This is a genomic window from Micromonospora mangrovicola, assembly GCF_047200535.1.
Lineage (GTDB): Bacteria > Actinomycetota > Actinomycetes > Mycobacteriales > Micromonosporaceae > Micromonospora.
Window position 1 is genome coordinate 24,817 of the sequence record NZ_JBJZOG010000042.1, and the last position, 12,275, is coordinate 37,091.

The window sequence follows — 12,275 nt, forward strand, 5'->3', positions numbered from 1 at the left end:
TCGGCCGGGCCCCGCCGCGTGTTCAGGTCGTCAGGACACCACGTCCGGGCGGTTGGTGACCCGCAGCGCGTTGAGGATCGGCTTGCCGAACCCGGTGTGCGTCACGAACCGCACGTTGAGCTGCCCGTCGGTCACCCGGACCGTGTACGAGCGGCTCACCGCGGCGTAGCTGCCCGCCTCGCCGGCCACGTCCAGCGAGGGCAGCACCTCCTGCCCCTCGATCAGCACGTCGAAGACCCGCTTGTCCGGGGACTGCCTGCGCACCTCGGCGAAGTCCAGCTCCACCGTGTACGTGCCGTCGACCAGCCCGTCGACCCGGTACTCGTACATGCCCTCCCGCAGGTCCGCGAAGCGGGCCGGGTCGTTCGTACCGGTGATCGGGGTCTTGGTGGACTGCTGGCTGGAGTTGCCCAGCCAGCCGGCCCCGCCCGCGGCCCAGGCCGGGTCCGGCCCCCAGGTCTGGCCCTCGACGTCGGCGTGGGTGGACTTGCCGCCGGCGTCGATCGCCAGCACGTAGCTCGGCACCACCACGGTCACCGGGACGGTGACCACCGGCCGCCGCCCGCTGGCCGAGGCGATGCGGAGCTGTGCCCGATGCCAGCTGCCCGGGGCCAGGTCGGTGGTGTCGACCAGGACATCCAGGGTGTGCCGGGCGCCCGCCGCGACCGTGGCGGTGGTGTCGGTCAGCGACAGCCACCCGACGTCGGTGGGGGTGCCGTCCGCCGCCAGCTCGGTGACGGTGACGTCGGTGCCGAGCGTGCCGGTGTTGGTCAGCCCGAGCTGCCGGGTCCGGGTCTGCGCCGCCGGGGCGACCACCGTGAGGTCCGCGACGGCCGTGGTGATCCGGGCGGTACGCAGTGCCAGCGAGCGGCTCGCCGCGTCGCCCGGGGCCAGGTCGAGCGTGGCCGCCCCGGTCTCGTAGTAGGGCTTCTCCACGGTCAGCGCGACCGTGCCGGCCGGCGCCTGGACCAGGTACGACCCGTCGGTGTCGGTGGTGTCGGAGACGCCGAGGCCGTCGGCCTGGGCGGTCACCGTCGCCCCGGCCACCGGCAGCCCGTCGTTGGCGTCGGTGACCACGCCGGAGACCACCGCGCTGCGGGTGGGCCGGAACGCGATCGCCGTGCCGCCGGCCACCGCCGAGCTGTTGTACGAGTACTCGAACCCGACGGTGCCGGTGGCGTTCTCCAGGCCAATGGTCGCCTCGGCGCCGGTCTCCACGCCGGTGCCGTCCACGTCGGCGTACCGGTAGGTGACGGTGCCGTCCTCGCTGATCGCCGCGCTGAACGTCACCCGCGCCGAGCGGTTGGAGTAGAACGAGACGTTGCGCCACTCCACCACGAAGGTGCGGTTCGGCTTGGCCCCGGTGACCGCCGTGTAGATGCCGGAGTCGGTCTCCACGTAGAGGTCGTCCCAGAGCGGGAAGAGCGCCAGGTTCGGCTCGGCCGAGTTCGGCAGGGCGGTGTTGGCCCGGGCCGACGACTCCGTGCCGAAGCCGAACGCGCCGTTGGTGCTGACCCACGCCTGCCGGTACGACTTGCCGTACAGCGGCACCCGGAACGGCAAGCTGATCGAAAGGCTCTTGTCGTCGCCGGTGAGCGGCACCAGGTCGGTGCCCTTGACGAAGGAGCCGCCGGCCGCGCCGCAGGCGTACCCGAAGGCGTCCACCCGGTCCGGCAGTGCGACGTCCAGCGTGACGTCCCCGGCCAGGTTGGTGCTCCGGGTGACCGGGTCGGCGCAGCGGTAGCTGTGCGCGAAACGTACGTCGTACGTGCCGTACGGCACGGTCAGGGTGTAGTGCCCCGCCGCGTCGGCGACGGTGCTCAGCGGGGTCCCCAGCACGGTCACGGTCGCCCCGGCGGCCGGGCCGGCCGCGGTGGTCACCGTGCCGCTGAGGGTGCCGGAGGGCGCCTGGGTGACCTCGACGTCCCGGGTCAGGGTCTCGTTCTCGGTGATGGTCACCGTGATGGTGGCGGTGAGGTAGCCGAACTTGCTGACCGTCAGCGTGTAGTCGCCGACCATCAGCCGGTCGAAGGCGTACGTGCCGTCGGCGCCGGTGGTGCCGGTGCGGCTCATCGGGCCGGTCACCGCGACGGTGGCCCCGGCCAGGTCGGCCCCGGCCGAGGAGACCCGGCCGCCGAGCGCGCCGAGCGCACCGCGCGGGCTGGCCGTCACCGCCGCGTACGCGTCGAGCCGGCCCTCGCCGAAGACGTTGTTGTCGTCGGCGGTGCCGCCGCAGCTGGTGTCCGCCACGTCGATCGCGGTGTCGTCCAGGATGGTCCGGGTGGCGGCGATGTCACCCTGAATGGCCGGCGAGGCCGACCACATCAGCGCCACGGTGGCCGCGGTGTGCGGGGAGGCCATCGAGGTGCCGCTGAACGTGTCGTACCCGCCGGGGATCGAGGAGCGGACGTTGACCCCGGGGGCGGCGATGTTCGGCTTGATGTCGCCGTTCTCGCCGGCGCCGCGGCTGGAGAAGCCGGCGATCGTGTTGTTCACGTCGAACGCGCCGGAGGCGTAGCTGACCGAGTACGAACCGGGGCTGCCGGCGGTGTTGCACCCCGGCCCGTTGTTGCCGTTGGAGAACGCCGGGAAGATGCCGGCGGCCACCCAGGCCGACACGGTCGCCGTGTACCAGGGGTCGTACGCGTTGGAGCCCCAGGAATTGTTCACGATGTCCGGCGCGAGATCGGGCCGGGGGTTGGCCCCGCTGAGGTCGGTGGGCGCGACGACCCACTGTCCGGCGGCGAGCAGCGAGGCGCGCGAGCAGGAGCTGGTCTCGCAGCCCTTGGCGGCGATCCACCTCGCGCCCGGGGCGACGCCGATGACGTTGGTGCCGTCCAGGCCGACCATCGTGCCCATGGTGTGCGTGCCGTGGTCGTTGTTGTCGCAGGGGGCCGCGCTCGGGCAGATCCCCGCCGGGTCGAACCAGCTGTAGTTGTGGTCGTAGCTGCCGTCGGGCTGCCGGCCGCGGTAGCTGGCCGCGACCGCGGGGTGGGTGTAGTCGACCCCGCTGTCGATGTTGGCGACCACGATGCCCTCGCCCCGGACACCGAGTTCGTTCCAGACCCGCGGGGCGTTGATCCGGTCGATGTTCCACTCGATCCCGTTGAGCGCCGGGACCTCCGCGCCGGGTTCCGGCTCGGGAATGATGACCGGGTCGTCGGCGAGGATCTGGTCGACCTCGGGACGTACCGCGATGTCGGCCAGCAGCGCGGCGTCGCCGGTGACCTGGATGGTGTTGGCCAGCCAGAACGGGGTGAAGTCGGCCTGCCGGTTGCGCAGCATCGCGCGCAGCCCGGCCTGACTCCGCTCGGCCTGCTCGGTCTTTGCCTTGAGCACGAAGGCGGCCTTGTCCCGCTTTCGGTGCAGCCGGTTCGCGCCGGTCAGGTCGGCCTGGCTGTCGAGGAAGACCCAGAAGGTGCTCTTGCCGTCCTTGGCGATCCGGTCGCGGACCTTCCGTTCGGCCTTGGTGGCGACGGCCTCGGCCCGGGCCGCCGCCCCGTCGGGGTCGGGGGCGGCGTGGGCGGGGCCGGTGGCGCCGATCGGGAGGGCGAGGCCGACCGCGAGGCCGAGCACCGCCGTACGCCATCGTCGTGGTGTCACTGTCACGCTCCTTCGGTGAGGCGACGCGCGAACAGCCCGTCGTGCAGGCTTGCTGGAAATCCTGCGACCGGCGCTTACCTTCATCAAGACATCTCTAAATAAATAAATGTGTCAATCTTACGCGCCGGGTAGGGGGTTGAGCACTCTGTGTGGTTTCGGGTAAGGGGGCGGCGCGGGGCCGGCGGCCATCCGGTAGGACTGTGCACATGGCTCTGCATGTGCGCGGTGTGCTCCTGCCCGACGACGAGGTCCGGGACGTCTGGCTGATCGGCGATCGGGTCACCTTCGAACCGGTGCCCGGCGCGGAGACCGTGGCCGACGACGGCTTCGTGCTCCCCGGCCTGACCGACGCCCACTGCCACATCGGCATCGCCCGGGGTGGGGCCCCGATCACCTCGCTCGACCAGGCCCGCGAGCTGGCCCGCACCGATCGGGACGCCGGGGTGCTCGCCATCCGCGACGCCGGCTCCCCGTACCCGTACCCGGAACTGGACGACGAACCGGAACTGCCCCGACTGGCCCGTGCCGGCCGGCACGTCGCCCCGCCCAAGCGCTACCTGCGCGACATCGGGGTGGAGGTCGGCGCGGCCGAGGTGGCCGCCACGGTGGCCGCGCAGGCCGCCGCCGGCAACGGCTGGGTCAAGCTGGTCGGCGACTGGATCGACCGTGGGGTGGGCGACCTGGCGCCGGCCTGGGACGCCGACACCATGACGGCCGCCGTCGCCGCCGCGCACGCCGCCGGGGCACGCGCCGCCGTGCACACCTTCAGCGAGTCGGCTGTGGAGATCATGGTGCGGGCCGGGGTGGACTCGGTCGAGCACGGCACCGGGCTCAGCCTGGACCTGATCGACCTGATGGCCCGGCAGGGCACCGCCCTGGTCCCCACGATGATCAACATCCAGACCTTCGGCGGCATCGCCGAGCAGGCCCGCGCCAAGTTCCCCGGGTACGCCGACCACATGCTGGCCCTGCGCGACCGCTTCCCCGAGGTGGTCCGGGCGGCGCACGAGGCGGGAGTGCCGATCTACGTCGGCACCGACGCGGGCGGGGGCATCGACCACGGGCTCGCCGCCGAGGAGATGCTGCTGCTGCACGAACGGGCCGGCATGTCCGCCGAGGACGTGCTCGCCGCCGCCTCCTGGCGGGCCCGGGAGTGGCTGGGCTTCCCCGGCCTGGTCGAGGGCGGCCTCGCCGACCTGGTCGTCTACCCCGAGGACCCCCGCCGCAACCTGCGCGTGGTCCGTACCCCGTCCCGCATCGTCCTCCGCGGCCAGCTCATCCGCTGACCCCGTCCCCCCTCACTCCCCCTCCCTCCCCCCACGCTCCTGGAGGCCCCTGATTCACGGAAAGAGTGGCTGATCCGCCTCGGATGGCCACGCTCTCCGTGAATCAGCGCGTGCCGCTCGACGGGGTGGGGGATGGGGCGGACAGGAAGAGGTGGGTGGCGAGGTCGGTGAGCTGCTCGGCGGTGTCGTCGACGGGGGCCAGGGGGAGCACGATGTGGCTCACCACCAGGCGGACGATGGTGTCGGCGGCGAAGGCCAGGCTCGCCGGATCGGCCTCGGGCAGATGCCGGTTCGCCCACTCCAGCAGCGCCGCGGTGGACTCGCTGAGCACCAGCCCGGCCCGGGTCGTCAGGTAGGGCAGCAGTTCGTCCGAGCCGCCCCGGGCGCTGGTCAGGATCGCCTTGATCAGCGGGTTGTCCGCCGCCGCGGCCAGGGTGTGCCGGATCGCCGCGTACGCCCCGGCACGCACGTCGGGGCCGTGCGCGGCGAGCGCCGCGCGGACCTCACCGACGAGCCGGTCCACCTCGCGCCGGGCGAGCGCCTCGGCCAGGCCGGCCTTGCTGCCGAACTCGTTGTAGACGGTCTGCCGGCTCACCCCGGCCGCGGTCGCCACCCCGCCCATCCGTACGCCGTCCCAGCCGCACGCGATCGCCCTGGCACGGGCGGCGTCCACGATCGCGTCCCGCAGCCGCTGCCGGGCCGAGTCCCTCAGCTCACCCACAATGGTCGAAGTCTACGGTCGCCGGCACGACACGGCGCGGGTCGCCGCCCGGACGCAGCGGGGGCGTGGGCGGCGCATAGGATGTGCGGTCATGGCACGCGTGCTCACTCCCCGTGCGGAGGACTTCCCCCGCTGGTACCAGGACCTGATCGCCAAGGCGAAGCTGGCCGACAACGGCCCGGTGCGGGGCACCATGGTCATCCGACCGGCCGGCTACGCCATCTGGGAGCGGATGCAGGCCGAGATGGACGCCCGGATCAAGGCGGCCGGCGCGGAGAACGCGTACTTCCCGCTCTTCATCCCGGAGAGCTACCTCAAGCGCGAGGCCGAGCACGTCGAGGGCTTCTCGCCGGAGCTGGCGGTGGTCACCCACGGCGGCGGCAAGCAGCTCGCCGAGCCGGTGGTGGTGCGCCCCACCAGCGAGACGGTGATCGGCGAGTTCATGGCCAAGTGGATCGACTCGTACCGGGACCTGCCGCTGCTGCTCAACCAGTGGGCGAACGTGGTCCGGTGGGAGCTGCGCCCCCGGATCTTCCTGCGCACCAGCGAGTTCCTCTGGCAGGAGGGGCACACGGCGCACGCCACCCGGGAGGACGCCCGCGGCTACGCCCGGCGGATCCTGCACGAGGCGTACGAGGACCTGATGGTCAACGTCCTCGGCATCCCGGTGGTGGTCGGCCTGAAGACCGCCCGGGAGCGCTTCGCCGGAGCCACCGCCACGTACACCTGCGAAGGCATGATGGGCGACGGCAAGGCGTTGCAGATGGGCACCAGCCACGAGCTGGGTCAGAACTTCGCCAAGGCGTTCGACATCAGCTTCTCCTCCGCCGAGGGCGGCCGGGAGCACGCCTGGACCACCTCCTGGGGCACCTCGACCCGGATGCTCGGCGGCCTGATCATGTGCCACGGAGACGACAACGGCCTGCGGGTGCCGCCGAAGCTGGCGCCGGTCCAGGCGTACGTGATGATCGTCAAGGACGGCGAGGGCGTCGGCGAGGCCGCGGCCAAGCTGCGCGACGCGCTGCGCGACGCCGGCGTCCGGGTGGCGCTGGACGACCGGACCGACACCGCGTTCGGCCGCCGCGCCGTCGACGCCGAGCTGCGCGGCTACCCGGTCCGCGTGGAGGTCGGCCCCCGTGACCTGGCCGCCGGCAACGCGGTGGTGGTCCGGCGTACGGACGGCTCGAAGGCGCCGACCCCGGTGGCCGACGTGGTCGGCGCGGTCCTCGCCGCGCTGGAGGCCGACCAGCAGGCGCTGCACGACCAGGCCCTGGCGGTCCGCCGCTCCCGCACCACGGAGGTGAACACGCTCGCCGAGGCGATCGAGGCGGCGGCCACCGGCTGGGCCATGGTGCCGTGGTCGGCCGTCGGCGTCGAGGGCGAGGCCGAGGCGAACGGCCAGGGTGTCACCGTCCGCTGCCTGCTCCGGGCCGACGGCTCCGTGCCGGACTCCGAGGACGAGCCGGACCTGGTCGCCATCCTCGCCCGCGCCTACTGACGTGCGCCCGGGCGGCTCCGCGGACCGGTTCGCGCCGGGTCGGCTGATCATGCACCGCAACGTGCGGCGCGGCCGGATCGGCTGGGTCCGGCCGGCCCGGGTGGTCCTCGACGACGACCGGGGCCTGCTGCTCTGGCTGGCCCGGGCCTCCCCGGTGGCGAACGAGGTGGCCGCCGACGGCCGGGGCATGCGGGCGATGCCCTTCTCGGAGTGGCTGGGCGCGGGCTACCGGCTCGTGCCCGGCCGGTGGAACGGGCCGGGTCTGTTGAAGTTCCTGCCCACCGGCGCCGCCCACTCGGTCTGGTGGTTCCGTGACGCGGGGGACCGGTTCTGCCACTGGTACGTGAACCTGGAGGAGCCCGGCGTCCGCTGGGACGACGGCGCGGTGGCCGGGGTCGACATCGTCGACCAGGACCTCGACGTGGTGGTGCGCCCGGACCTCAGTTGGGAGTGGAAGGACGAGGAGGAGTTCGTCGAGCGCCTCGCCTTCCCGGAGCACTACTGGGTGCCCGACGAGAAGGCGGTCCGGGCCGAGGGGGAGCGGGTGATCCGGCTCGCCGAGGCGGGGGAGTTCCCCTTCGACGGCACCTGGTGCGACTTCACCCCACCGACGGATTGGGGCGTACCGGACGAACTGCCGGTCGGATGGGATCGGCGGCCGGTCCGCTGAGGCGTGTCCTTCGTCACCTGCAGGATGACCCGGGTGACCTGTCCGGGTCCGGTGTGAGAGTTCCGGGTCGGATCTGGCAGAATAGGTCGCTGGTATCCGGCGCGCGTCCGGCGCCCTCTAACCCGGGCACGTCGCCAGTCCACCGAGCAGTCTCCGGCCCAACCCCACTGTGCCGGTCGGCGCTCACCCGCACACCGCCCGTACCGGGCCGGTGAGATCGCAACAGGAGCGAAACAACTGTGGCCGTAAAGATCCGGCTCCTGCGGATGGGCAAGATCCGCAACCCGCAGTACCGCATCGTCGTCGCCGACTCGCGCACCAAGCGTGACGGTCGCGCGATCGAGTTCGTCGGTGTGTACCAGCCGAAGGAGGACCCTTCGGTGATCGAGGTCAAGTCGGAGCGGGTCCAGTACTGGCTGTCCGTCGGCGCGCAGCCGAGCGAGGCGGTGCAGCGCCTGCTGGAGCTGACCGGTGACTGGCAGAAGTTCAAGGGCCTGCCGGCCCCGGCGCCGCTGAAGGTCGCCCCGGAGCGGGCCGACCGCAAGTCGGCGTACGAGGCCGAGGCGAAGGCCGCCGCCGGCCTGGCGGAGACCCCGGCCAAGCCGGCCAAGAAGGCCGCGAAGCCGGAGGCCGAGGCGCCGAAGGCCGAGGAGCAGACCGGTGCCGAGTCCGGCGAGCAGGCCTGACATGGCGCTGCGTCCCGCCCTGGAGCACCTGGTCAAGGGGATCGTCGACAACCCGGATGACGTCCGGGTGCGGATGGTCGACTCCCGTCGGGGCAAGCGGCTCGAGGTCCGCGTGCACCCGGAGGATCTCGGCACGGTGATCGGGCGGTCCGGCCGGACCGCCAAGGCGCTGCGCCAGGTGATCGGCTCCATCGGTGGGCGCGGGGTGCGCGTCGACATCGTCGACTCGTACTGATGCTTCTCATCGTCGGCCGGATCGGCAAGCCGCACGGCATCCGCGGTGAGGTCACCGTGGAGGTGCGGACCGATGAGCCCGAAGCACGTTTCGCCCCCGGCGTGGTGCTGCGCACCACGCCGGGGGCGGTCGCGCCCGAGCCCGGCGCCTACCGGGTGCCGGCGGAGCTGACCGTCGAGGCCGCCCGCTGGCACCAGGGGCGCCTGCTGGTCGCCTTCGAGGGTGTGCTGGACCGCGACGTGGCCGAGGCGCTGCGGGGCACGCTGATCGGTGTCGACAGCGCCGACGTCGCCCCGCCGGAAGACCCGGAGGAGTGGAACGACCACCAGTTGGTCGGCCTCGCCGTGGTCACCCCGGCCGGGGAGCGGCTGGGCGAGGTGGCCCGGATCGATCACGCGCCCGCGTCGGACCTGCTGGTGCTGCGCCGCCCCGAGGGGCGGACCGCGCTGATCCCGTTCGTCAAGGCGATCGTGCCCGAGGTCGACGTCGCGGGCGGGCGCGTGGTGGTGGAGCTGCCCGGTGGGCTGCTCGACCTCTGACTGGAGCCACCCCTGATGCGCGTCGACATCGTGTCGATCTTCCCCGAGTACTTCGCCCCGCTGGACCTGTCGCTGATCGGCAAGGCCCGCGCGAACGGCACGCTGCGGCTGGCCGTGCACGATCTGCGGACCTGGACCCACGACGTGCACCGCACGGTCGACGACACGCCGTACGGCGGCGGTCCCGGCATGGTGATGCGGCCGGAGCCGTGGGGTGAGGCGCTGGACGCCCTCGCCTCCGACGAGCTGAGCCCGGATGGGCGCACCCTGCCCCGGCTGCTCGTACCGTCCCCGGCCGGGGTGCCGTTCACCCAGGCCATGGCGCACGAGCTGGCCGCCGAGTCGCACCTGCTCTTCGCCTGCGGCCGGTACGAGGGCATCGACCAGCGGGTGCTCGACCACGCGGCGGCCCGGATGCGGGTCACCGAGGTCTCCCTCGGTGACTACGTGCTCTTCGGCGGCGAGGTGGCCGTGCTGGTGATCCTGGAGGCGGTCACCCGGCTGCTGCCCGGGGTGCTCGGCAACGCCGGCTCGCTCGACGAGGAGTCGCACGCCCACGGGCTGCTCGAAGCGCCCATGTACACCAAGCCGGCGAACTGGCGCGGGCACGAGGTGCCGGAGGTGCTCCGCTCCGGCGACCACGGCAGGATCGCCCGCTGGCGGCGCGACGAGGCGCTGCTGCGTACCGCGACGAGACGCCCCGACATGATCGCCACGCTGCCCCCGGAGAGCCTCGACAAGCGGGACCGGGCGGCGCTGGACCGGGGTGGATTTCAGTCGCCGCCGGGGGATGTGGCAAAGTAGAGGGGTTGCCGCATCCGCCCACGCCGTGGGCGGCTGCGAGGACCCTCGACCGGGGCCGGCTCCGGCTGGCAACCACCCGGGGGTCAGAATCACCCATCCGCGCATCGACTGACGGTGCGCCGTGAGCCTCACGAGGACGCAGCGATGAACATCCTGGACGCCCTTGACGCCCAGTCGAAGCGGGTCGACCTCCCCCAGTTCCGCGCCGGTGACACCGTCAAGGTGCACGCGCGGGTCGTCGAGGGCAACCGGTCCCGTGTCCAGATCTTCCAGGGCGTCGTCATCCGCCGCCAGGGTGACGGTCTGCGCGAGACCTTCTCGGTCCGCAAGGTCAGCTTCGGCGTGGGCGTGGAGCGGACCTACCCGCTCAACAGCCCGGCGATCGACCGGATCGAGGTCGTGACCCGCGGTGACGTGCGCCGCGCCAAGCTCTACTACCTGCGCGAGCTGCGCGGCAAGAAGGCCAAGATCAAGGAGCTGCGCGAGAAGCAGCCGGCGAGCTGAATTTTCGTTCGCCACGCCGCCTGACCTGCGCGGATGTCGTATCGACCGGATCCCATTACCCTGGTCGTACGGGCGCAGCAGGACGGCGCACCGCAGTCGCTCGACGCGGTGGCACAGCGGTCCACTACCGCCCGTGGGGCCTCACGACGAGGCTCCCGGGCGGTAGTGTCGTTTCCGCGGACCGGAGAGTGGCATGGTGCAGATGCTTGACGAGGACGGCGCCGTCGATCCGTGGCGTCGGCGGCCCCGGCGGCCCCGCCGCCAGATGCCCCTCTGGCAGGAACTGCCGCTGCTCCTGGTCGTCGCCTTCTGCCTGGCGGTGCTGATCCGCACCTTCCTGCTCCAGGCCTTCTTCATCCCGTCCGGCTCGATGGAGAACACCCTGCTCATCGGTGACCGGGTACTGGTCAACAAGGTCGTCTACGACGTCCGCGACCCGGTCCGCGGTGAGGTGGTGGTGTTCCGGGGCACCGACAAGTGGGTGGCCCAGGAGGCGCCGGCACCGCCGACCAACTTCCTCGGCAGGGTCGGGCGCACATTCGGTGACCTGGTCGGGGTCAGCCGGCCCGGCGAGAAGGACTTCATCAAGCGGGTGATCGGCCTACCCGGCGACCATGTGTGGTGCTGCGACAACGGCCGGGTCGTGGTCAACGGCGTGCCGCTGGACGAGCGGGCGTACGTCTCCGAGGACTCTCCGGTCGAGCTGCCCCCCAACCCCAAGGAGTGCCGCTCCCGGCAGTTCACCGAGGTCGTCGTGCCGCCGGGGCAGATCTTCGTGATGGGCGACCACCGGTTGGTCTCGCAGGACGCCCGCTGCCAGGGGCCGGTGCCGATCGACAACGTGATCGGCCGGGCCTTCCTGATCGTGTGGCCGCAGCAACGGTGGACCACCCTGCCCGTACCGGAGACCTTCGCGAATCTGCCGCGGCCCGGCGCGGCGCCAGCCGGTCCGGCGCCGGTCGATCCGGACCCGGTGGGCGGTGTGGTGCTGATCCTCCCGGTCACGGCCGCGGCTTCCGTTCTCGCGGGTTCGGGGCGACTGCGCCACACCCGGGGACGTAGGCTCCTTCCGTGATCGACGAGCAGACCGAAAAGCCGCGCAGCTCCTTCTGGAAGGAGCTGCCCATTCTCCTGGGCGTGGCGATCCTGGTCGCAGTGCTGGTACGTGCCTTCGTGCTGCAGACCTTCTTCATCCCGTCCCCGTCCATGGAGAACACTCTCAAGATCGACGATCGGGTGCTGGTCAACAAGCTGGTCTACGACTTCCGCTCGCCGCACCGGGGCGAGGTGATCGTCTTCAAGGCGCCCATTGAGTGGAGCGGTAATCCGCAGGGTGAGGACTTCATCAAGCGGGTGATCGGTGTCGGGGGCGACCATGTGGTCTGCTGCGACCACAGCGGCCCGCAGGAGCGGCTGATCATCAACGGCAAGCCGATCGACGAGCCGTTCATCTTCCCCGGCAACCGGCCGGCGGACCAGGACTTCGACGTCACCGTGCCGGCGGGCCGGCTCTGGGTGATGGGGGACCACCGGGAGGCCTCCGGCGACTCGCTGGAGCACTGGCAGCAGTCCGGCGAGGACATCAACGAGGCCACCATCCCCGAGGACCAGGTTGTCGGCCGGGCCTTCACGATCTTCTGGCCGGTCGGCCGGGCGACCTGGCTCACCGTGCCGAAGCAGTTCGACGGGATCCCGAATCCCTGACGGGAGGGCGTGGGCGTTCGTCGGG

Annotated in this window: 12 protein-coding genes; 10 read left to right on the plus strand and 2 right to left on the minus strand. The window is 72.1% G+C overall.

Going from position 1 to position 12,275, the window contains the following annotated elements; all coding sequences use genetic code 11:
* Positions 1-30: 30 nt before the first annotated feature.
* Positions 31-3,603: a S8 family serine peptidase gene (locus ACL02O_RS18335; protein ID WP_412819308.1), complete on the minus strand. Its 3,573-nt coding sequence runs from the start codon at positions 3,601-3,603 to the stop codon at positions 31-33.
* Between the two features lie 206 nt (positions 3,604-3,809).
* On the opposite strand from ACL02O_RS18335, the gene ACL02O_RS18340 reads away from it, so the two are divergent.
* On the plus strand, positions 3,810-4,889 hold the full coding sequence (locus tag ACL02O_RS18340) for an amidohydrolase family protein (RefSeq protein ID WP_412819309.1): 1,080 nt from the start codon (positions 3,810-3,812) through the stop codon (positions 4,887-4,889).
* A gap of 103 nt (positions 4,890-4,992) precedes the next feature.
* On the opposite strand, the gene ACL02O_RS18345 is transcribed toward ACL02O_RS18340, so the two are convergent.
* On the minus strand, positions 4,993-5,610 hold the full coding sequence (locus tag ACL02O_RS18345; protein ID WP_412819310.1) for a TetR family transcriptional regulator: 618 nt from the start codon (positions 5,608-5,610) through the stop codon (positions 4,993-4,995).
* A gap of 91 nt (positions 5,611-5,701) precedes the next feature.
* Here ACL02O_RS18345 and proS point away from each other — a divergent pair, with 91 nt between their 5' ends.
* From proS to lepB (ACL02O_RS18390), 9 genes are all read left to right on the plus strand, one after another.
* Positions 5,702-7,108, plus strand: a complete 1,407-nt coding sequence (proS, locus tag ACL02O_RS18350) for a proline--tRNA ligase (protein ID WP_412819311.1) — start codon at positions 5,702-5,704, stop codon at positions 7,106-7,108.
* Between the two features lie 49 nt (positions 7,109-7,157).
* The gene (locus ACL02O_RS18355) at positions 7,158-7,778 is read left to right on the plus strand and encodes a ribonuclease FAU-1 family protein (RefSeq protein ID WP_412819312.1); all 621 of its coding nucleotides are present in this window, start codon (positions 7,158-7,160) and stop codon (positions 7,776-7,778) included.
* 239 nt (positions 7,779-8,017) lie between these two features.
* Positions 8,018-8,464, plus strand: a complete 447-nt coding sequence (rpsP, locus tag ACL02O_RS18360) for a 30S ribosomal protein S16 (protein ID WP_412819313.1) — start codon at positions 8,018-8,020, stop codon at positions 8,462-8,464.
* Positions 8,439-8,699 carry an RNA-binding protein gene (locus tag ACL02O_RS18365; protein ID WP_357857592.1) on the plus strand — a complete coding sequence of 87 codons (261 nt, stop codon included), beginning with the start codon at positions 8,439-8,441 and terminating at the stop codon, positions 8,697-8,699. Before rpsP ends, ACL02O_RS18365 begins: the two co-directional genes overlap by 26 nt.
* Entirely contained in the window at positions 8,699-9,238 is a 540-nt protein-coding gene (gene rimM / locus ACL02O_RS18370; RefSeq protein WP_412819314.1) for a ribosome maturation factor RimM, read from the plus strand. The genes ACL02O_RS18365 and rimM overlap by 1 nt, the downstream gene beginning before the upstream one ends.
* A gap of 15 nt (positions 9,239-9,253) precedes the next feature.
* Positions 9,254-10,042 (plus strand): tRNA (guanosine(37)-N1)-methyltransferase TrmD, encoded by a 789-nt coding sequence (gene trmD / locus ACL02O_RS18375; protein WP_412819315.1) that lies wholly within the window; start codon positions 9,254-9,256, stop codon positions 10,040-10,042.
* A gap of 144 nt (positions 10,043-10,186) precedes the next feature.
* Entirely contained in the window at positions 10,187-10,546 is a 360-nt protein-coding gene (rplS, locus tag ACL02O_RS18380) for a 50S ribosomal protein L19 (RefSeq protein ID WP_412819316.1), read from the plus strand.
* A gap of 193 nt (positions 10,547-10,739) precedes the next feature.
* A complete protein-coding gene (gene lepB, locus ACL02O_RS18385; protein WP_412819317.1) occupies positions 10,740-11,621 on the plus strand; it encodes a signal peptidase I in 882 nt (293 codons plus the stop codon).
* Complete coding sequence (gene lepB, locus ACL02O_RS18390) at positions 11,618-12,250, plus strand: signal peptidase I (RefSeq protein WP_412819318.1); 633 nt, start codon at positions 11,618-11,620, stop codon at positions 12,248-12,250. Before lepB (ACL02O_RS18385) ends, lepB (ACL02O_RS18390) begins: the two co-directional genes overlap by 4 nt.
* Positions 12,251-12,275: the final 25 nt, after the last annotated feature.